Raw genomic sequence first — 20,887 nt, 5'->3', positions numbered from 1 at the left:
AGACAGCCATAGGATAACGAAGTTTTTTTGGCTCAATTACAATCCCTTTCCGCTGGCCCGACCTACATGCAGCAACCAGGTTCAGCAGCGCTCAACCGCGCCGCAGACGCCCGCGGCCCGCAGGCGTAGCGGGGTCGTCTGCCAGAGTGTGGCGCTGACCGTTGCGATGCATCCGCACGCGCTCCCGAATCTCGGCCGCGGTCGCGGCGCCTCGCACGGCAACGCAAGAGTATTCACCGTTGCGGTTGATCCATTCCACGATCCGGCAGCACTCGCCCCACGGCTGCATGAGCGGTGCTGACACGCGGCAGCCGCGTATCTTCACGACGTCGGTGGCGAGTGGTGCGCTAACGCCGTTTTCAGCCGCGCCGCGAGTTGCGGCAGCAGTTGCTGTCTTTCGGCCGGGCCGGAAACCGCGCGACTCGGCGCGATTCACAGGTGAGGAGACTTGCATGAGATTGCTCCACTGACGGATCTGATCACCGGACATGGCCTCTTTGTCAGGCCATCGTAAAAGTGCCATACCATCATATCCAGACAACACGCAGACACAACGAAGAAAGGATGGAGAAGTTGTGGAGATTCGTCGGTAAGTGTGGATTGACGTAGCATTCATCTAGAATTCAGACATGCAAAGTGAAACTATCCGAATTCGTCCAAGCCGCCCTTTAGGGACCTTTCTCTCGCGCGCGCGGCAGCAGCGAACGAAGATGCGCTTTGGCATTACCTGGAAAATGTTCCTCGCCGTTTTAATCGCTTGTCTCGCGATTTCCCTGACGATGGGCTACGCCTTGCGCGTGAGCTTCGAAAACGGCTTCCTGCACTACGTTCGGGAACGCAACGCCGGGCGCATCAAAGCCGTCATGGCGAAGGTGACGAGCGAATACGCCGCTCACGGCAACTGGAATTTCCTGCGCGAGCATCCCGAAGCATGGCTCACGCTGCTGGACGGCGCCGCGCACGACGCCCTGCGCGAAGAACTCGCCACGGCGCAGATGGGCAAGTTGCCAGGCTGGAGAACCTTTCCCGGGAGTGGCAGCGTGCAGCAACTGCTTGGGCCGCTTTCCGGCCCGTCTGAGGGACCGCACTGGGGCATGCGCCTGCCACCGGCGCCACCTTCCGGTCCAGACATCGCAATGGAACGTGACCGTGTATCGGCAAGCGGTGTCGTGAGCGGCGACAGTCGCTATGACCGGCCGCCTCCTTCAGCCCCATTGGCGTCGTCTCCCGTCTCGCCCCCGTCGCATGACAGCATGACCCGTGACACGCCGCCCGAGGGGCCGCCCGTCACACTCTACGACGCCCGCCATGAACTCGTGGCGAGCACCGGCCAGCCACCCCCACCCGGCAGCACGATGCGACCCGTCGTCTACGCCGGCAAGGTGGTGGGCTGGCTTGCCGTGAATGGGCCCGACACCCTGTCGGACGCCGCCGACATCGCATTCCAGGCACAGCAGAAGCGCGCGACCTGGGAGATCGCAGGCGTGGCTATCGTGCTCGCGGCGCTAGTCGCGCTGGTCCTTGCGCGCATCGTGCTCGCACCGGTCAAGCGCTTGATGAATGCGACCCACCGCCTGGCCGGCGGGGACTACACGGCCCGGGTGCCGGCCGGCAGACGCGACGAACTCGGCCGGCTTGCGGGCGACTTCAACGTATTGGCCGACTCGCTGCAAAAAACCGAGCGCTCCCGGCGCGATTTCATTGCGGATATTTCACACGAACTGCGCACGCCGCTCGCCGTGCTCCGCGGCGAGCTGGAAGCCATCGAAGACGGCGTGCATGTGTTCAACCGCGATTCGCTCACTTCGCTGCAAACCGAAGTGAACATGCTCAACAAGCTCATCGAAGATCTGTACGAGCTTTCGCTGAGCGATGTCGGCGCACTCAGTTATCGCAAGACGCCGACCCATGTCGGGCAACTGGCGCGGGCGTCGATCGAGGCCATGCGGGAGTCGTTCAAGGCGAAACGGATCGAGCTCGACCTGACCTGCATGCCGGACGTTGCCGACACGGCTTTCGCGGTCGATCCCGCGCGCTTCGTACAACTGCTGAAAAACCTGTTGCAGAATTCGTTGCGTTATACCGATCCGGACGGCCACGTGCGCGTGTCGCTTTCGCAGAGCGCCAGCGGTTGGCAACTCGACGTGCAGGACTCCCTGCCCGGCGTGTCCGATGCCGCGCTCGCGCACCTGTTCGACCGTTTCTATCGCGTGGACGAATCGCGCAGCCGTCAGAACGGCGGTGCGGGCCTCGGCCTCTCGCTGTGCCACGCTATTGTGACGGCGCATGGCGGCACGATCGGCGCCAAGGCCTCGCCTCTGGGCGGCGTCTGGATCACTGCCCGCTTTCCATCGGAAGGAGACGTGACAACATGACCGAAGGGCGCCCTTCGCACATCCTGATCGTCGAGGATGAACCCAAGCTCGCCGCCGTGCTCGAAGCGTATTTGCAGCTCGAGGGCTTTGTCACCACGATCCTCGACGATGGTCATCAAGTGATGCCCTTCATTCGTTCAACGCCGCCGGCGCTGATGCTGCTCGACCTCATGCTGCCCGGGCGCAGCGGCATGGATATCTGCCGCGAGCTACGGCAATTTTCGGCATTGCCCGTCATTATCCTGACCGCGCGCATCGACGAAATCGACCGTCTGCTGGGTCTCGAGATCGGTGCCGACGACTACGTCTGCAAACCGTTCAGTCCGCGCGAAGTGGTGGCGCGCGTCAAGGCAATCCTGCGCCGCGCAACGCCTGCCGCGGCGGCTGCGGACGGATTGCCACAGGGGCAACCGGGTTCACAGGGTCTCCAGGTCGACGAGCAGTTTCATCACGCCTTACTCGACGGTAAGGAACTCAAGCTCACCCCGCTTGAATTGCGGCTCCTCGCGCTGCTGATGAAATCGCCGGGACGCATTTTCTCCCGCGACTACCTGCTGAGCCATCTCTACGCGGATCACCGGGTGGTCACCGACCGCACCATCGACAGCCATATCAAGAACCTGCGCCGCAAGCTGCAGGGCGCACGGCCGGACAGCGAACCTATCGCGTCCGTGTACGGCGTAGGTTACCGGCTGGAAATCTGATCGATATGATCGGATGCCTCTATGCCGTCTTCATCTGACGCTCGCCGTTTTCGAATTCAGTTCGCTTTTTCCGCCGCCGTTGCGTCAGGCGGCGGACTCCATTGCGCGAACTCCTCGCTCAGAAAGTCGACACACACCCGCACTTTCGCCGACTGAGCGAGCCGCGCCGGATACACCGCCCACAGGTTCGCAGGTTGCGTGACATCCGGTAACACCTGCTGCAACTGGCCGCTGTCGAGCAACGGCCGCACATCCCACATCGAACGCAGCACGATTCCGCGTCCGGCCAACGCCCATTGCACGGCCACCTCACCGTGATTGGTCGACAGCGGTCCCGTGACCTTGATCGATGCCGCTTCACCGCGCACCGTCAAACGCCAGAGACCGAATGGATGGTCGCGCTCCTTGATCGCAAGACATGCGTGCGACGACAGGTCCGCGAGTTGCCGCGGCGCACCGTGCCGCGCGAGGTATTCCGGCGACGCGCACAGTACCCGGTGATTCGACGCGAGCCGTTTGGCAATCAGATGCGGCGCGATTTCGTCGCCGATACGGATATCGAGGTCGAAGCCTTCGCCGCCCACGTCGACGAGACGGTCGAACAGATCGAGCCGCACGCTCAGTTGCGGATACCGGTCGGAGAAGCGGGCCAGCGCGGGCGCGACGAAACGGCGGCCAAAGCCGAAGCTGCTGGAAATGCGCAACTTGCCGCCGGGGATGCGGCGCGTGGTGGAGACGTCTTCCACCAGTTGGTCGACGTCGTCGAGAATCTTTTCGGCCCAGGTGTAGACCCGTTCACCGGCTTCCGTAATCGCGACGCGCCGCGTGGAACGGTGCAATAAGCGCGTACCGAGCGTAGTCTCGAGCACATTGATGCGTTTGCTGACGTACGCCGCGGACACCGACAGCGCCTCCGCCGCCGCGCTGAAACTCGATTTGCGCGCCACTTCGCAAAACACGCGCAAATCGCCTAGATCGGGTGATGGGACGGCGTTCATAGGTCGCTCGGTCGCAGAATGGTTTGTACACGATTCGTGCACAGTGGCTTAACTAAAGTGACTATTTTAAGCTCAAACAGCAGGAATAAAATAAGCGCTATCGAACCATCGAAATTCCCAACGGAGGAGCAGGAACATGTCGAAGACCTATCGGATTGCGGTCATACCGGGCGACGGCATCGGCGTCGAAGTGATGCCGGAAGCCATTCGCGTGCTGGAGACGGTGAAAAAGCGCTTCGGCATCGAACTGGAGTATCAGCACATCGAATGGGCGAGCTGCGATTACTACGCCAAGCACGGCAAGATGATGCCGGACGACTGGAAAGCCCAACTGCAATCCGCCGATGCGATTCTGTTCGGCGCGGTCGGCTGGCCCGACACGGTGCCTGACCATATCTCGCTGTGGGGGTCGCTGCTGAAGTTCCGGCGCGAATTCGACCAGTACATCAACCTGCGCCCTGCCCGGCTCTTCGCCGGTGTGCCTTCGCCGCTGGCGGGCCGCAAAGCGGGCGACATCGATTTCTGGATCGTGCGTGAGAACACCGAGGGCGAATATTCGTCGGTGGGCGGCGTGATGTTCGAAGGCACCGAACGTGAGTTCGTGCTGCAGGAATCCGTGTTCACGCGGCACGGCAGCGAACGCGTGCTGAAGTTCGCGTTCGACCTCGCACAACGGCGCGAACGCAAGAAGATCACCGTGGCGACGAAGAGCAACGGTATCGCGATCAGCATGCCGTGGTGGGACAAATGCGCGGCCGGCGTCGCGGCGCAATACCCGGATGTGACGTGGGACAAGCAGCACATCGACATTCTCTGCGCGCGCTTCGTGCTGAACCCGGATCGCTTCGACGTGGTGGTCGCCACCAATCTGTTCGGCGACATCCTCTCCGATCTCGGTCCTGCCTGCACGGGCACGATCGGCCTCGCGCCGTCGGGCAATCTGAACCCGGACCGGAAGTTTCCGTCGCTGTTCGAACCGGTGCACGGTTCGGCGCCCGACATCGCCGGCAAGAACATCGCCAATCCGATTGCGATGATCTGGTCCGCCGCGATGATGCTCGACTTCCTCGGCAATCACGAAGGCAAGGAACGCGAGGCGCATGACGCGATTCTCGCGGCGATCGAAGCAACGCTGATCGAAGGCCCGCATACTGGCGACCTCGGCGGCAAGGCGAACACCACCGAAGTCGGACAGGCAATCGCGGCTAAACTCGCCTGAGCCTAACGATCTGTCGATCTGTCGATTCCAACCCTCCGCGAGGACACGTTCGAATGAGCATGGAAGCCTACCCCATCGAAGTCGAATTCCCCGATATTTCGGTTTACGAGCAATCGTCGTCCGGCATCGCCTACGTTCATACGTTCGACTCCGGCGTGCCGGGACCGCACGTGATGATCAACGCGCTCACGCACGGCAATGAAGTGTGCGGGGCGATCGTCGTCGATGAACTGCTGCGGCGCGCGTTGAGGCCACGTCGTGGACGCCTCACGCTTGCCTTTGCGAATGTCGCTGCGTATCGGCGTTTTGACCCGGCTAAGCCCGACGCCGCCCGCTTCGTCGATCAGGACTTCAACCGCGTGTGGACCGCCGCGGTGCTCGACGATACGTCGCGCACGTCGAGCGAATTGACCCGCGCACGCGAGATGCGCCCGGTGATCGACACAGTCGACGCGCTCCTCGATCTGCATTCGATGCACGAGAAATGCAAACCGCTGATCGTGGCGGGACCGCTGCAGAAAGGCATCGACCTTGCGGTGCGTCTCGGCACACCCGCCACGGTGATCTGCGACGAGGGCCATCCCGAAGGCCGTCGCATGCGCGATTACGAAGGCTTCGGCACGGTGGATAGCGCGAAACACGCGTTGCTGATCGAATGCGGACAACACTGGGAACGAAGCGCGGTCGCCGTGGCCCGCGATACGACCGCCCGCTTCCTGCTGCTGGCAGGCGTGATCGATGAAGCCGATCTGCCGGACGGCTGGCTGGCGCCGCTGCCGCCCACCCAGCACATCGTCCGCGTCACACAGCCGGTGGTCGCGACCAGTATGGATTTTCGTTTCGCGGCGCCCTACACCGGACTGGAGATCTTTCCGGAGGCCGGCACGGTCATCGGCTGGTCGAATGGCGAAGCGGTGGTCACGCCTTACGACAACTGCATGCTCGTGATGCCGTCGCTGCGGCAATTGCGTCCCGGTGTCACCGTCGTGCGGCTGGGCAAGATCGAACAAACCGTGACGAACACGAGCGGCCGATGAATCGGCTCATGCACATTCAAAAGGTAAGGTGAAAATGAAGGTTCAAAGCATCAAGCAAAGCGTGAGTCTGCAGAATCTGGAGGACTGGGGCACGGCGGGGCTCCCGGGCACGACGCCGATTCAGGTGTCTGGCGTGCAGCGCGTGATCAAGGGCAGCGAAGCCATCGACACCGGTATTTTCGAATGCACGGCGGGCACGTACCGCCGCTCGGTCAAGCAGGCCGAGGTGATGCACTTCCTCGCGGGACGCGGCCGCTTCACGCCCGATAACGAAGAGACCGTTCACTTCGAAAGCGGCGACACGCTCTTTTTCGAAGCCAATACCGAAGGTCTTTGGGAAGTCGAGGAAACCATGCGAAAGGTCTATGTGATCTTTTGAGCACGGCCCCGAGCGCCGTCCTCGGCGCTCGCCCCACACCTGCACGTTCCGTTCCCGGCGCACCCTGCGCCGCGGCATCCACAGCCATTCCCACTGTTCTGTCGCTCTGCCTCATTGGATGGGGCCTCAGTGCCATGGTCGGGTAATCCCGCGTTGCCCCTCGTTGTCAAACTACTTACAGTTCGGCGTGTTCTTATAGAGAATCGGTGTTCTTTATACGAACAAAACAGACAAAGTTATCGGCGCCTGGATCACCTGCATCTTCTCGCAGGTCGAGGCAGGTCAACCTGCCCGAGTACTATGCATTGTCGAAGCGCATCGATCTGTATGCGCTACAGGCGTTCCAGCGCACCAACGGCAACACGCTCGGCACGGCAGGTTCGGGCCTCATCGTCACGGCCAGCGCAACCATCGGCGATGGCTTCCACAGCGCGCCGTCGCCGGCATAGGCATCGTGCACCGCTTCCAACCGGCGTACGATCGTAATAGAAAGGAAGGCTCGTTACGGCGAGCCTTTACGTATTCTGCAGTCAGGAGACCACCATGAGCCGCAGCAACGCTGTGAACGTTCAAACGTTTATCAACGACCACCCCTTCTCGCCGTTCCAGTGGCTCATCTTTTTCATGTGTTTCATCATCGTCCTGCTGGACGGTTTTGACACGGCCGCGATCGGCTTCATTGCACCGTCGCTGATCTCCGAATGGGGCATCACCCGGCCGGCGCTCGCGCCAGTGTTGAGCGCGGCGCTGTTCGGCCTCGCGTGCGGCGCGCTCGTCTCAGGGCCGCTGTCCGACCGGCTCGGGCGGCGCTCGATGCTGCTCGGCTCGGTGCTGCTGTTCGGCGTGACCTGCTTCGCTTCGGCGTTCTCGAACAGCATCGAACACCTGACGATCTTGCGCTTCGTCACCGGCGTCGGCCTCGGCGCGGCCATGCCGAACGCCGTGACGATGATGGGCGAGTACTGTCCGGATCGCCGCCGCGCGACCGTGATCAATCTGATGTTCTGCGGCTTTCCGCTCGGCGCGGCCTTCGGCGGCTTTCTCGCTGCGTGGATGATTCCGCACTTCGGCTGGCGCAGCGTGCTGGTGCTTGGCGGTATCACGCCGCTCTTGCTGCTGATCGTGCTGGTGCTGAAGATGCCGGAATCGGTCCGCTACATGGTGGCGAACAGTAAGCCGGTCGAACGGATCCGCGCAGCGCTGGCACGCATTTCGAGCGACGCCGCGCAGGCCGACAGCTTCGTCATGACCGAAACCGCGCCGCAAACCGGCGGCAAGGGCATAGGCGTGGTGCTCTCGCGCTCGTACATCGTCGGCTCGGTGATGCTGTGGATCGCCTACTTCATGGGCCTCGTGATCTTCTACGCGTCGATCAACTGGATGCCGATCCTGCTGAAGGACGCCGGACTCACGCCGCAACGCGCGACGCTGATTTCCGCGCTGTTCCCGCTCGGTGGCGTCGGCGCCGTGCTGTGCGGCGTGCTGATGGACCGCTTCAACGCGAACCGCATCATCGCGGCCTGCTATGCGCTGACCGCGGTGAGCGTGTATTTCATCGGCCAGGCGGTTGGCAATGTTGGCGCGCTGGTGTTTATCGTGTTCGTCGCGGGCGTGCTGATGAATACCGCGCAATCGTCGATGCCGGCGCTTGCCGCCGCGTTTTATCCGACTCAAGGTCGCGGCACCGGCGTGGCCTGGATGCTGGGGATCGGGCGCTTCGGCGGGATCGCGGGTTCGTTCCTCGTGGCCGAACTGACTCGCCGCCACTTCACCTTTGGCGGCATCTTCGCGATGGTTGCGGTGGCAGGTCTGATTTCGTGCGTGGCGTTGCTGATCAAGCAGGCGGCACGGCCGCATGTGGCGGCAGAAACCGGCGCGAAAGCGGAGTCGTTTGGGCACTAAGAAGTTGAAAGAGGCGCCGGTGAAAAGCACCGCGCCCCACTTCCCGATAAACTACGCCGTTATTGATTCGGGCGGGCACGGCAATGGTCAATGCCATTGCCTTTGCGCCGTCGCCCATCTAACGACAGGATTCAGTCAATGAAACGCGTAGTTGTATCGGCCATGCTCGCACTGTGCCTCGCGCAGCCGGCCGTTGAAGCCGTTGCACAAACAGTCAGCGATCAATGTTTTGCGATCGGCGATATTGCCGGCCAGGTGGCCTCGTGGCGTGCGCACAAGAAGACGAAAGCGCAGGCGCTTGCCCAAGCGGCCAAGTACTACAACGGTGAATCCGACCGGCAAGCAGTCTCCGCCATCGTCGAAAAGATCTACAGCCCGAACGCCCCCCACATGACACCCGATCAGGCCAGCATGGCGTTCACATCGGACTGTGCAAACCAGCAGAAATCGCAGGCACCCGCGCAGTAGTGCCTGCTATCCGCACGGCCATTTCGCCGCACTAGCGGTTAGAGCCAGGACTAGCGCTTGCGGAACGCATCCAGCGACGTCAACGCGTTGCCGTGAAAATCGAACAACGTGTTGTTGTCCCACTGATCGCCCGCGCCGACTTTCCATCCGACATTCGGCGTCGGAATCCATTCCGGCTCCCACCAGAACACGCCCTTGCCGTGGCCACCGGGTATCGCCTTCACGATATCCGTCACCGCACCGATAAATTGCGCCTGGCCGGCCGGTGTCTGCGGGAAGGTCGTGGAACCGGTATTGGTCATCGCGTTGGGTTCCGAATCGCCGTCGCTGGTGGTCCACGGATATGCGGTCTCGACGACCATCACGTCCTTGTCGTAGCGCGTCGCCATATCGTTCGCGTTGTTCTGCAAGTCGCTTAGCGAGCCTTGCCACTGCGGATAGTAGGACAAGCCGATCACATCGAACATGACGCCGCGCTGTACCGCGCTGTCGAACCACCAGCGGCTCGTTGCGTTGTTGCCACCGCTGTCGAGATGCAGCATGACCTTGATCCGTTCATCGACGGATTTCACCGCGTCGTGCCCGGCCTTCAACAGTTGCGCGAGGTTGTCCCACTGATCGTATTTGCCGAGCGGCCACAGCATGCCGCCCGTGATTTCGTTGCCGACCTGAACCCACTCCGGATGCACGCCATCGCGCTTGAGCATCGTGAGGACCTTCGACGTGTACTCGGATAGCAGCGCACAGGTTTGCTCGATATCCTTGCCAGCCCAGTCGTGAGGCGGATACTGCTTGCCCGGATCGGCCCACCAGTCGCTGTAGTGGAAATCGATCAGTATGCGCATGCCGAGCGCAGCGGCGCGGCGAGCCAACACGCGTACATGTTCGGCATTGTTGTAACCGGTGGCGGGACTTTGGTCGGCCGGAAAAAAGTTCGGATTGCCAGGATCGTTCCACACCTTGATGCGGATCGAGTCGACACCGTGACTCTTCAGAATGAAGAGACAGTCGAGCGGTACACCGTGATCGTAAAACTTCGCGCCATTGGCCTCGAGTTCCAGCAGCGTCGACACGTCCGCACCCTTTGCAAACCCGCGGCCATGACCGAACAAGCCAAGTTCACCTGCAACGGCGGGCACGCCGACCGTTGCGCCAACACCAGCGGCGGCCCCAGCAGATGCGAGCCATCCGAGCATTTCTCTTCTGTTCATCTGTCATCCTCCATCGATTGAATGGCGGTTCTTTTAGAGGCCGCCTGTTCCGGGTTGAAGCGCTTAAATTTCTGGCGCCATTTCTACCTCCGATAACGCGCTCATCTCACTTCTCGCTTCTCACTTGCTCAAGCCCGTTGACGTGCTGGGCTACGCGTTCCTCCACGCACAGACGTCACCGGTTTTCAACTGTGAATGTCCCAGCACAAACGTCGCATTGGCCGGCGCGGGCGCCTGCGCCTGCTCCGGACCGAAGTTGAACGCGAAGGTCAAATTGCCGCGTCGGCGAATGCGCAAGCCCTCAGCCAGGCGGTGTGTCTCGATGCCGGCATCCTTCGCGGCCTGCTGCAAAACCTCGCGATGCAACGCGTGCGACAACCAACCCGCCACATAACGAACCTTTCCGTGGGTGAGGATCGCGGGCCACGTGTCGTCGAATTGCGCTTCGACGGTCGTCTCGCCATTGGCGCGAACGTGCTCACGCCAATGCAGCGCAACGCCCTGCGTGTCTCCGATCGAAAGCGCTGGCGTAAGCGTCGGGCGCAGCGTTTCGACTTCGAGCACCTGCATCGGCAGAACGCGTTGCAATGCGCCGGGTGGCAAGCTCGAAGGAATGGCGAAGGTCGTGGTCTTCGAGCCGCTCCTCGGGCCGAATACCCATTGCGCCGAACTCCGCTCGATCTGATCGACGAGCGTGTCGTCGATCACGGCAATGCTCGGCACCACCACTAACCGGTACGGCGAAAGATCGGCCTTGCTCGACACGATATCGACGTCGAGGCCGAGTTCACGCAGCGCCTCGTAGTAGTCGAACGCCAGCGTCTGATAGTCGAAGGTTTTGCCATGACGCTGAATCTCGAACATCCACTGCGTCTCGTAGTCGAACACGATCACGGTGGCCGCGCGCGCTGGCGCACCGAGGCCGGACAGCGCTGCGGACGAGGCAATTTCCCGCGCTGCCTGCTGCACTTCGAGGCCGCCAGGCGACAGTTCGTTGTTCGGCAAGTTGAGACCCGAATGCATCTGCTCCTGCGCATACGGGCACTGACGCCAGCGGAAATACGACACCAGTTCCGCGCCATGCGCGAACGCTTCGTATGCCCACAGCCGGACCATGCCCTTCGCCGGCACCGGATTCCACGGCGCCCAGTTCACCGGCCCTGCCTGTTGCTCCATCACCCAGAAACGGCCCGCGCCGATCGCGCGGTAGCGGTCGTGATCGAACGCGGAGACGTCCGGATGCGCGGTACGTGCGTAACGCGCCTTCTGCTCTTCAGGCAGTGCGATCGATTCCGTGCGCGCGATCGGATAGCTGTCCCAGGCCGCCACGTCGAGCGCGTTGTCTTCGGTGAAACGGTAATGATCGAAGGTCGTGAAGAAGCCCATGAAGTTGTGCAGCAGATCCGCCTCGGGCGCATGCTCACGCAGCACGTCGATCTGCTCGCGATGGAAGCTGGCCACCTCATCTGACATGAAGCGGCGAAAGTCGAGAAAATGGATCGGATTGGCGTCGGTGGGCGTGAGGTTCGGCAGGCCGATCGTCTCGAACGACGGATACTCCATGCTCCAGAACACATTGCCCCATGCATCGTTCAATGTCTCGACGCGCTCGTAGCGATGCTGCAACCACGTCTGAAAGCGCGCCAGTGCCGCGCCCGAATAACTCGGCACGGTCTCGTGGCAGCCGAGTTCGTTGTCGGTCTGCCACGCGACGATAGACGGATGCCGTCCATAGCGCTCCACCATCGCGGTGACAATGCGTACGCACTCACGCCGATAGGTTTCGCTGGAAATATCGTAGTGGCGACGCGAGCCGAAATTCCAGCGCACGCCGTCCGCACGCACCGGCAACACATCCGGGTGTGCGTCGATCAGCCACTTCGGCGGCGACGCGGTCGGCGTGCCCAGCACGAGTTTCAGCCCCGCGGCTGCCAACGTCTCGACGGCTTCATCGAGCCAGCCCCAGGCGAATTCGCCGGCGCGCGGCTCCATCCGGCTCCATGCGAATTCGGCGATCCGCACATGCGTGATGCCGAGTTCGATCATACGTTTCGCATCGTCGGCCCACATCGAACGCGGCCATTGTTCGGGGTAGTAGCAAACACCAAGTTGCATGAGAAAGTCTCTTTGTTAAATGACGGCGAACGGGCGATCAGCCCTTGCTTGCGCCGAAAGTCAGGCCGGCGACGAAATGCTTCTGCATCAGGAAGAACATCAACACGGAGGGCAAAGCGGCGAGTACCGAGCCGGCGGCAACCAGATTCCATGCCGTCGTCCATTGGCCTTTAAGCGCGGCGACGCCCACGGTGATCGGCGCAGCCTCATCGCCTTGCGTGAGGCACAGCGCCCAGAAGTAGTCGTTCCAGACAAACGTGAACACGAGGATGCCCAGCGCGGCGAGCGCGGGACGAATCAGCGGCAGCACGATGCGCCAGTAGATCGTCCATTCGCTCGCCCCTTCCACGCGCGCCGCCTCGATCATCTCGAACGGCAACTGCTTGATGAAGTTGCGCAGAAACAGCGTGCAAAAACCAGTTTGAAACGACACATGAAAAATCACCAGCGCCCACACGCTGTTGAAGAGGCCCACTTTCAGCGCCATGTCGCGCACCGGGATCATCAGAATCTGGATCGGTACGAAGTTGCCGGCTACAAAGGCGAACAGCACAGCGGTATTGCCCGGGAAGCGGTAGGTCGCCAACGCAAATCCCGCCATTGAAGCCAGCACGATCGCGCCGATCACCGAGGGCACCGTGATCAGCACGCTATTGGCGAAGTAATGCAGCATCGGCGTTTGGGTAAGCGCCGTGCCGTAGTTTTCGATCAACGCAAAATGCTTGGGCCAGCCCCAATAGTCGCCTTGCGACAACTCGTCCGACGAGCGGATCGACGTGACGAGCACGGCCAGCATCGGCAGCAGCCATATCAGCAGCGCGAGCGGCAACGACGCTTTGTACAACGTGCGGTTGAGCGGTTTCCAGCGTTCGACGGGAAGCGGATACATGACACGTGACTCCTGGAAATCAATGTTCTTCGCGCAGCATGCGGCGCAGATGAAACACGATGTAGACGAGCATGATGGCGAACAGCACGACGGCAATCGCCGCGGAATAGCCTTCGCGGTAGTACTTGATCGCCTGGTCGTACATGTAATAGGCGAGCACGGTCGAGCTATCGAAGGGACCGCCGCCGCTCATCACCGCAATCAGGTCGAAACTGCGCAGCGCGCCGATCACGGTCAGCACGACTGCCATGAATGTGGCGGGCCGCAGTTGCGGAAGAATCACGTGCCATAGCAGACGCACGCCTTTTGCGCCCTCCATGCGTGCCGCCTCGACCACTTCGGGATTGATGCCTGTCAGCCCGGTGAGATACAGCACCATGCAAAACGGCGTTTGCGGCCACAGCGCGGCGAAAATGATGCCGAATGTGACGGTGTGCGGATCGCCGAGCACAGGAATGCCATGACCGACGATCAGTCTCAGCAAGCCGAAACCCGGATCGTAAAACCAACTGAACACGAGCCCCACCACCACGCCGGATAGCACGAACGGCGCGAAAAACAGCGACTTCACGACCCGCATGCCACGGATATGCTGGTTCAGATACAACGCGAACAGCAGCCCGAGCGGCGGCGCCAACAGGAACAACGCGAGCCAGATCAGGTTGTTCTTGAGCGCCGTATAGAACGTGTCCGCGTGAAACAGTTCGATGTAGTTATCGAAGCCCGCGAACGTCTTCGGCGTCATGCCGTCCCAGTTGTAAAAGCTGAGCGAAATACTGTTGATGATCGGGTAGACCACGCACAGGCAAAACAACACACAGCCCGGCAGCAGGAAGAAAAGCGCCGCGCGGTGCTGATGACGGCGCGTCGTGGAGACGTGCCGGTGCCGCGCCGCGGGTAGGCGGCGCGCTGCGGAATGAGACATGATCGGGCCTCGTCGGAGATCGAAGGCGAGCGCCAGCGCTTGCTGCCGTGCTGGCGCTCCGGGGCTTACTTCTTGTAGATGCGCTTGCGGGTCGCTTCGAGGCGGACCAGCATGGCGTCGAGTTGCGACGGATCGCTGTAGAACTGCTGCATCGCCTTCATGCCTTCGTCGGCCATTTCCTTCTGCATGTCGCGATCGTAGAACTGCGCGATGCCGCCCTTCGTGTTCGCGAGGGTCTGGAAACCGACCTTCGAAATCTCGTCTTCAGGTTCCGCCGACTGGCTGTTCGACGGCAACGTCCCCCAACCTTTCGCGAGATCGGCGTTGATCTGCGGCTGTTCCATGAAGGCAAGCAGTCTGCGGGCATCGGCCTTGTTCTTTGCTTTAGCCGGAACCAGCAGCACATTGACCGGACCGTCTTCGGCCATCGGTACATTCGCGTCGATCACCGGGAAGCGGAAGAAACCGGTCTGCGGCCGGAGGGACGCCGGAATGCTCGCTGAGAAGAACGTGCCCATCAGCATCATCGAGGCCTTGCCATTCACGAGAAACGGCGCAATCGAATCGAGGTCGTAGGAGAGCGCGTTGTCGATGAAGTAGTGATCGTCGATCAGCGTTTTCCACGCGGTGTAGACCTTTTTAACGCGTGCATCGGTGTACGGAATTTCGCCGGCCATCAACTGCTGGTGGAATGCGTTGCCGTTGATGCGCAGGTCGAGATAGTCGAACCACGCGGCAAGCGTCCAGCTATCGCGCGCCGCGACGGCGATCGGTGCAACGCCGCTGGCCTTCAGCTTCTTGCAGGCGTCGAGAAATTCATCCCACGTTTTCGGTTCGCCTTTGATGCCGGCCTTCTCGAACAGATCCTTGCGATAGAAGAAGCCGTAGGCGTCGTAACCGAGCGGCGCGGCGTACTGCTTGCCCTTATACGTCGAGGCGTCCTTCACCGACGCATACTGCTGCGACCAGCCGTTCTTGCTCCAGTCCGAGGACAGGTCTTCTAGCAGGCCGCGTTGCGCGTAATACGCCATGCGCTCGCCGTCGTGCCAAGACACGACATCAGGCGGATCGGTGGCGAGCCAGCCGCCCATCTGCACCTTGTACGCTTCCTCGCTGATGTAGGTCACCTTGAGGTCGACGTCGGGATTGGCTTTCTTGAACTTGTCGAACGCGTCCTGCCACGTAGAGCGCTGATTACCGCGCGCCGATACGTTGACGGTCAACGTGGCCGCGTCAGCCGCGGTGGCGCAGAGCGCGCCTGCAACCAGTGCGACCCCAATCGACGCGTATGCCAGACGGCGAAGGCGAAGAGAAATCATCTTATGTCTCCTTGACTACCTTGTTGGCTGACAGCGGCTCGCTGCCAGACGATGTACCCGCTCTGTGGCGGAATAGGGTTTTGTGAACTCGGTGGCGCCTTGGGTGCCTGAGATGCGCGAGGCACCTCAAGCGGCGACTCGCTCGGGCTCGAACGTACTGCGCCGCACTGCAACGCCATCCGCATCGAACAGATGACATGCGGCAGGCGGAACGTGAATGCAGATGCGCTCGCCCGAACCAATCGGCGTATCACCCGCGGCCTTGGCGATGAGCGTGCCACCGGCGTGATCCGCGTGAATATAGCTGTGCTCGCCGAGGCGCTCCGATAGCACCGTGACGCACTGAATAAACTGCTCGTCGCCAGAAAGGCGCAGATGTTCCGGGCGCACGCCGAGCGTGACAGACTGCCCGCGCTGAAGACGTTGACCGTCCACGTGAGCGACCAGCCGTTCGCCGCTTTCCGTCAGCGTGACGGCCACCTTGCCCGCTTCGATCGAATCGACCACGGCATCGATGAAATTCATTCGCGGCGAACCGATGAAGCCCGCCACAAAGCGCGACTTCGGATGGTGATACAACTCGAGCGGCGCGCCGCTCTGCGCGATGCTGCCGAAGCGCTCGGCGTCCGCTCCTGCATGCAGCAACACGATTCTGTCGGCAAGCGTCATCGCCTCGACCTGATCGTGGGTCACATAGACCACGCTCGCGTTCGCGAAGCGCTGGTGCAGGCGGGCGATTTCGACACGCGTCTGGCCGCGCAATGCGGCGTCGAGATTCGACAACGGTTCGTCGAACAGGAACACGCCGGGCTCACGCACGATGGCCCGGCCGATCGCAACACGCTGCCGCTGCCCGCCCGAAAGCGCTTTCGGATAACGGTCAAGGAAGGCGTCCAGTTGCAGAATGCGCGCGGCTTCGTGCACCTTCCGGTCGATCACGTCCTTGGGTTGCTTCGCGAGTTTCAGGCCGAACGCCATGTTGTCGAACACGGTCATGTGCGGAAACAGCGCGTAGCTCTGGAACACCATCGCCACGCCGCGTCCGGCGGCGGGCACATCGTTCATGAGGCGGCCGCCGATGTGCAGCTCGCCTTCGCTCAGGTCTTCGAGACCGGCGATCATTCTCAGCAGGGTCGACTTGCCGCAACCCGAGGGCCCGAGAAACACGCAGAACTCGTGCTGCGCGATCTCGAGATTCACGCGCCGGATCACCGGCGGATGGTCACCGTACGACTTCTGCACGTTCGTAAGACGAATCGTTGCCATGCTGCTGCCTCCTTGATTTAACCGCTTAAATTTCTATGAAAAATAAACGGCTGGCTCTTGTGCAGCAGGCATTTAATCGCTTAAATTCGAACTCAATGGAAAAAGTCATGATGGGTGTCTCCTGTCGTGTTTTCCAGCAAGTTATCAACGTCGCCGGTTGCTTGCAACATTTGAATCGCGCTCCCTGAATATGGGATAAACAGAACATGGTCACCCTTTCCGAAGTCGCAAAGCGCGCACACGTCACCGCCGCCACCGTTTCCAACGTCCTGCGCAACCGCGAGAAGGTCCGCCCGGAGACTGCCGAACGCGTGCTCAAGGCGATCGCCGATCTCGGCTACCGGCCCAATCTGAACGCCCGCGCGCTGGCCGAGGGTCACTCGTCGACCTTGGCCTTGATGTTGTCGAACATCTCGAACCCGTTCTACCCCGAGTTCGTGTTGGCCGCCGAGCGAGCGGCACGCAAAGCGGGATACTTCCTGATGGTTTGCAATACCGACGACGATGCGGAGGTCGGCCGTGCGTATCTGAACCAGATCGCCGGCACACTCGCGGACGGTGTCCTCGTGATGAACACGGACATCAAGTTCAACGAATTGTGCGCGTCGGCCACGCACAGCGCGCCGATCTTGCTGGCGATGTGGGAACACCCTGAGGCGCCGCCCGCCCTGCCCTGCATCGCCGTGGATTTTGCCCATGCGGGTGCGCTTGCCGCGAGGCATCTGCTCGAATTGGGTCACCGCGAGATCGGTCTTCTGATCGGCGACGGGTGCGGCGGCTTGCAGGATGCGCGCTCCAACGGATTTCGCGCGGTGGTGCACGAGGCCGGTATCGAAACAGACGCGGCCGCAGTGCTGCAGATCCGCGACTCGATCGACGCTGGCTACGCCGCCTGCATGCAGTTGATGGCGAACCGCCCTCACCTCACCGCGATTTTCGCGACCAACGATCTGCTGGCGATCGGCGCGGCACAGGCGTTGATCACGCTGGGTCGCGCCGTGCCGAACGATGTGTCGGTCATCGGCATTACGGACATTCAACTGGCGCACCAGGTGCATCCTGCGTTGACGACAGTTGCGATCCAGACGGCAGCCGTTGCGGAGTTGTCGATCGAGAGTCTGATCCGGCTGATCCAGACGCCTGAACAGCAACCGTCGATGGTGCTCGCACCGCCGCCGCAACTCATTGTGCGGGCGTCGACGGGACCGCGGCGCATGAGTTGAGGCGCGAGCCTGTGCGTACAGCGGGCCGCGCAACAGGGCCGTCGCCAGCCGCCACCCATCCCGGCACGGTGCCTTCACCGCAGATTCAGCAGAAAATGCTGTGGCGGCCCGAAAAAAACGCTCCGTGCGCCGTCCAGACCTCGATTGGCGATTTCATCGACTGTCGCGCACGGGTAGCATCGAAGTATCAATCTGAAGGAGCAACCCCGATGTCTCTCGCATTGACCCGCAAAGAACTGATTCGCCCGCAGAACCTGATCGACGGCAAGTGGATCGACGCCGCCGACGCCGCGCGCTTTCCCGTCACCAACCCGGCCACCGGCGAATTGATCGTCGAAGTCGCGAACAGCGGCGCAGCGGACGCCCGCGCCGCCACCGACGCCGCGGCCCGCGCGTTCCCCGCATGGCGCGACAAGCTGCCGCGCGAACGCGCGGAGATTCTGCGCCGCTGGCACGCGCTGATCGTCGCCAATACCGAAGACCTCGCCAAGCTGATGTCGACGGAACAAGGCAAGCCGCTCGCGGAAAGCCGTGGCGAAGTCGCCTACGGCGCCTCGTACGTCGCGTGGTTCGCCGACGAGGCGACACGCATCTACGGCGATCTGATCCCGCAGCAACAACGTGGCAAACGCATGAGCGCCGTGAAGGAGCCGGTTGGCGTGGTCGCGGCGATCACGCCGTGGAATTTCCCGCTGGCGATGATTGCGCGCAAGATCGCCCCCGCGCTCGCAGCCGGATGCACGGTCGTGGCCAAGCCCGCGGAAGACACACCGCTCACCGCGCTCGCGCTGGCAGCTCTCGCCCAGGAAGCGGGCTTGCCGGACGGCGTGCTGAACATGCTGTCGGCTTCGCGTGAACAGGGGATTGCGGCAGTGGCTGACTGGCTCGCCGACGGACGCGTGCGCAAGATCACGTTCACCGGCTCGACACCGGTCGGCAAGCATCTCGCCCGCGAATCGGCTGGCACGCTGAAGAAGCTGTCGCTGGAATTGGGCGGCAATGCCCCCTTCATCGTATTCGACGACGCCGATCTCGACGCGGCGGTCACCGGTCTGATGGCATCCAAGTTCCGCAACGGCGGTCAGACTTGCGTGTGCCCGAACCGGGTTTATGTGCAATCGGGTGTCTACGCGCGTTTCGCCGATCTGCTCGCGAAACGCGTCGCCGCGCTGAAGGTTGCGCCCGCAACCGATCCGGACGCGCAGATCGGCCCGATGATCAACGAACGCGCAATCGACAAGATTGCCCGGCACGTAGAAGATGCCGTCAAACACGGTGCAAAAGTGCTGACTGGCGGAAAGCGCCTGACCGAACTCGGCCCGAACTACTATGCACCGACCGTGTTGACCGACGCGCGGGACGACATGATCGTTTGTTGCGAAGAAACCTTTGGGCCCGTTGCGCCGCTGTTCCGTTTCGATGACGAAGCCGAAGCGATCCGTCTTTCCAATGACACGCCTTTCGGCCTCGCCGCCTACTTCTACACGCAGGACGTGCGACGCATCAATCGCGTCGCAGCCCAGCTCGAAGCGGGTGTGATCGGTATCAACGAAGGCGCCGTGTCGAGCGAAGCGGCGCCGTTTGGCGGGGTGAAAGAATCGGGCTACGGCCGCGAAGGGTCGAAGTACGGGCTCGACGATTACATGTCGATCAAGTATCTGTGCCAGGGCGGACTGGATTAAGGAGCCGCCGCGCGTTCCATGATCTGGCGCCCCAACGCGGCCTCTTCGAGGAGCCGCTGCGGCGCCAGAACTTCCCCCCGGGCGCACCGGCATTGCACCGTCCACCGCATAACCCGTTATCCTCTTCCTACTGAAGATCAGGAAAAACGGATATGAATCTTAGGGCGTTGCAGTGCTTCGTGATTCTGGCGGAGGAGCTCAATTTCAGCCGCGCCGCCGAGCGCTTGCATATCGCGCAGCCCGCGTTGAGCCAGCAGATCCGATCACTTGAGGAGCGGCTCGGCACGCAACTGGTCGATCGGGCAAGACGCCCGCTGAGTCTGACCGAAGCCGGCCACTACCTCTGCACGGAGGCGCGTCAGATACTGGGTTCGTTGGAACAGGTGTCCCTTACAGCGCAAGAAATCGGTGTCGGCCGGCGCGGCTGGCTCAGCATCGGCTTCACGCGCTCGGCGATGTACAGCATCCTGCCGCCCGCGCTCAAGGCGTTTCACAACGCGTTCCCTCAGGTCGAACTCAAGCTTTTCGAGTTGCTCACCGAGGAACAAACCGATGCGTTGCGCGACATGCGCATTCACATCGGCATCGGGCGTCAGCCGCTCGCGATTGATGGCTGCACGTCCTATCCGCTGCTGCGCGAGCGTGTCATGGTCGCGCTCGAACCGGGTCATCCGCTCGCCGCGCACAAGACCGTGCGAATTGCCGAGCTCGCCGATACGCCCTTGATTCTGTATCCGAAGCACCAGAACGCACAGTTCAAACGCTCGGTGCAAACGCTCTATCGCGATGCGGGCGTGACTCCGGTTGTCGCTCACCAGGCCTATGAAATTCAAACCGCGATTGCACTCGTAGCAGCGGGCCTCGGCGTGACGTTCATCGGCGAATCGGTTGCACGGCATGGACGCACGGACGTCGTGTTCCGTCATCTCTCCGGTCCCGGCTCGTCATACCGATCGACGCTCGCGGCCACCTTTCGCACCGATGACGCCTCACCGCATCTGCGTGCTTTCCTCGCCTGTCTCCCCGCGCCGCTTGCTGACGCCACACTATAAGTAAAAACCTATACAAGCATAAGCAAGCGGTCTTGGACTCTCCGTCCGGGCGTTCTTATCATTGGCTTCATGCTTCAGCCGCGGCCCGTTCATGAGCACATCAGCGCATACAGGCACGAGCGG

The 20,887-nt window shown here is 61.9% G+C and carries 19 protein-coding genes; 11 read left to right on the top strand and 8 right to left on the bottom strand.

From position 1 onward, the window contains the following. Window positions 1-91: 91 nt before the first annotated feature. Window positions 92-289: a DUF2866 domain-containing protein gene (locus tag P3T25_RS07445; RefSeq protein ID WP_372342699.1), complete on the bottom strand. Its 198-nt coding sequence runs from the start codon at window positions 287-289 to the stop codon at window positions 92-94. 421 nt (window positions 290-710) lie between these two features. On the opposite strand from P3T25_RS07445, the gene P3T25_RS07440 reads away from it, so the two are divergent. Together P3T25_RS07440 and P3T25_RS07435 are read left to right on the top strand one after the other, a co-directional pair. Next, entirely contained in the window at window positions 711-2,375 is a 1,665-nt protein-coding gene (locus tag P3T25_RS07440) for an ATP-binding protein (RefSeq protein ID WP_429357799.1), read from the top strand. Further along, window positions 2,372-3,079 (top strand): response regulator, encoded by a 708-nt coding sequence (locus tag P3T25_RS07435; RefSeq protein WP_266238644.1) that lies wholly within the window; start codon window positions 2,372-2,374, stop codon window positions 3,077-3,079. Before P3T25_RS07440 ends, P3T25_RS07435 begins: the two co-directional genes overlap by 4 nt. A gap of 56 nt (window positions 3,080-3,135) precedes the next feature. Here P3T25_RS07435 and P3T25_RS07430 read toward each other — a convergent pair whose 3' ends face one another. Beyond that, window positions 3,136-4,077: a LysR substrate-binding domain-containing protein gene (locus P3T25_RS07430; protein ID WP_429357798.1), complete on the bottom strand. Its 942-nt coding sequence runs from the start codon at window positions 4,075-4,077 to the stop codon at window positions 3,136-3,138. A gap of 136 nt (window positions 4,078-4,213) precedes the next feature. On the opposite strand from P3T25_RS07430, the gene P3T25_RS07425 reads away from it, so the two are divergent. The 6 genes from P3T25_RS07425 to P3T25_RS07400 all read left to right on the top strand — a co-directional run bounded on the left by P3T25_RS07425 (window position 4,214) and on the right by P3T25_RS07400 (window position 9,082). Next, entirely contained in the window at window positions 4,214-5,296 is a 1,083-nt protein-coding gene (locus tag P3T25_RS07425) for a tartrate dehydrogenase (protein WP_154562463.1), read from the top strand. A 53-nt stretch (window positions 5,297-5,349) separates the two neighbouring features. After that, entirely contained in the window at window positions 5,350-6,333 is a 984-nt protein-coding gene (locus tag P3T25_RS07420) for a succinylglutamate desuccinylase (protein ID WP_429357797.1), read from the top strand. A 34-nt stretch (window positions 6,334-6,367) separates the two neighbouring features. Continuing rightward, entirely contained in the window at window positions 6,368-6,712 is a 345-nt protein-coding gene (locus P3T25_RS07415) for a cupin domain-containing protein (RefSeq protein WP_266259436.1), read from the top strand. 305 nt (window positions 6,713-7,017) lie between these two features. Beyond that, window positions 7,018-7,161 carry a hypothetical protein gene (locus P3T25_RS07410; protein ID WP_174825303.1) on the top strand — a complete coding sequence of 48 codons (144 nt, stop codon included), beginning with the start codon at window positions 7,018-7,020 and terminating at the stop codon, window positions 7,159-7,161. Between the two features lie 94 nt (window positions 7,162-7,255). Then, window positions 7,256-8,614 (top strand): MFS transporter, encoded by a 1,359-nt coding sequence (locus P3T25_RS07405; RefSeq protein WP_429357796.1) that lies wholly within the window; start codon window positions 7,256-7,258, stop codon window positions 8,612-8,614. Between the two features lie 138 nt (window positions 8,615-8,752). Beyond that, on the top strand, window positions 8,753-9,082 hold the full coding sequence (locus P3T25_RS07400; RefSeq protein WP_429357795.1) for a hypothetical protein: 330 nt from the start codon (window positions 8,753-8,755) through the stop codon (window positions 9,080-9,082). 50 nt (window positions 9,083-9,132) lie between these two features. On the opposite strand, the gene P3T25_RS07395 is transcribed toward P3T25_RS07400, so the two are convergent. From P3T25_RS07395 to P3T25_RS07370, 6 genes are all read right to left on the bottom strand, one after another. Further along, entirely contained in the window at window positions 9,133-10,293 is a 1,161-nt protein-coding gene (locus tag P3T25_RS07395; protein ID WP_429357794.1) for a glycoside hydrolase family 53 protein, read from the bottom strand. 150 nt (window positions 10,294-10,443) lie between these two features. After that, window positions 10,444-12,408 carry a beta-galactosidase gene (locus P3T25_RS07390; protein ID WP_429357793.1) on the bottom strand — a complete coding sequence of 655 codons (1,965 nt, stop codon included), beginning with the start codon at window positions 12,406-12,408 and terminating at the stop codon, window positions 10,444-10,446. 37 nt (window positions 12,409-12,445) lie between these two features. Continuing rightward, window positions 12,446-13,297, bottom strand: a complete 852-nt coding sequence (locus P3T25_RS07385) for a carbohydrate ABC transporter permease (RefSeq protein ID WP_054039330.1) — start codon at window positions 13,295-13,297, stop codon at window positions 12,446-12,448. A 19-nt stretch (window positions 13,298-13,316) separates the two neighbouring features. Further along, window positions 13,317-14,222 carry a carbohydrate ABC transporter permease gene (locus P3T25_RS07380; protein ID WP_266259430.1) on the bottom strand — a complete coding sequence of 302 codons (906 nt, stop codon included), beginning with the start codon at window positions 14,220-14,222 and terminating at the stop codon, window positions 13,317-13,319. A 65-nt stretch (window positions 14,223-14,287) separates the two neighbouring features. Next, window positions 14,288-15,541 (bottom strand): ABC transporter substrate-binding protein, encoded by a 1,254-nt coding sequence (locus tag P3T25_RS07375; RefSeq protein WP_154562479.1) that lies wholly within the window; start codon window positions 15,539-15,541, stop codon window positions 14,288-14,290. A gap of 126 nt (window positions 15,542-15,667) precedes the next feature. Next, a complete protein-coding gene (locus P3T25_RS07370) occupies window positions 15,668-16,807 on the bottom strand; it encodes an ABC transporter ATP-binding protein (protein ID WP_429357792.1) in 1,140 nt (379 codons plus the stop codon). Between the two features lie 206 nt (window positions 16,808-17,013). On the opposite strand from P3T25_RS07370, the gene P3T25_RS07365 reads away from it, so the two are divergent. The 3 genes from P3T25_RS07365 to P3T25_RS07355 all read left to right on the top strand — a co-directional run bounded on the left by P3T25_RS07365 (window position 17,014) and on the right by P3T25_RS07355 (window position 20,764). Next, window positions 17,014-18,030: a LacI family DNA-binding transcriptional regulator gene (locus P3T25_RS07365; RefSeq protein ID WP_429357791.1), complete on the top strand. Its 1,017-nt coding sequence runs from the start codon at window positions 17,014-17,016 to the stop codon at window positions 18,028-18,030. Between the two features lie 209 nt (window positions 18,031-18,239). Next, complete coding sequence (locus tag P3T25_RS07360) at window positions 18,240-19,712, top strand: NAD-dependent succinate-semialdehyde dehydrogenase (protein ID WP_154562485.1); 1,473 nt, start codon at window positions 18,240-18,242, stop codon at window positions 19,710-19,712. A 152-nt stretch (window positions 19,713-19,864) separates the two neighbouring features. Beyond that, a complete protein-coding gene (locus tag P3T25_RS07355) occupies window positions 19,865-20,764 on the top strand; it encodes a LysR family transcriptional regulator (RefSeq protein ID WP_408198792.1) in 900 nt (299 codons plus the stop codon). Window positions 20,765-20,887: the final 123 nt, after the last annotated feature.

The organism is Paraburkholderia sp. GAS32, from assembly GCF_050434225.1.
Taxonomy (GTDB): Bacteria; Pseudomonadota; Gammaproteobacteria; order Burkholderiales; family Burkholderiaceae; genus Paraburkholderia; species Paraburkholderia madseniana.
Note: the sequence above shows the minus strand (reverse complement) of the source record. Positions and strands in the feature narration are given on the sequence as shown.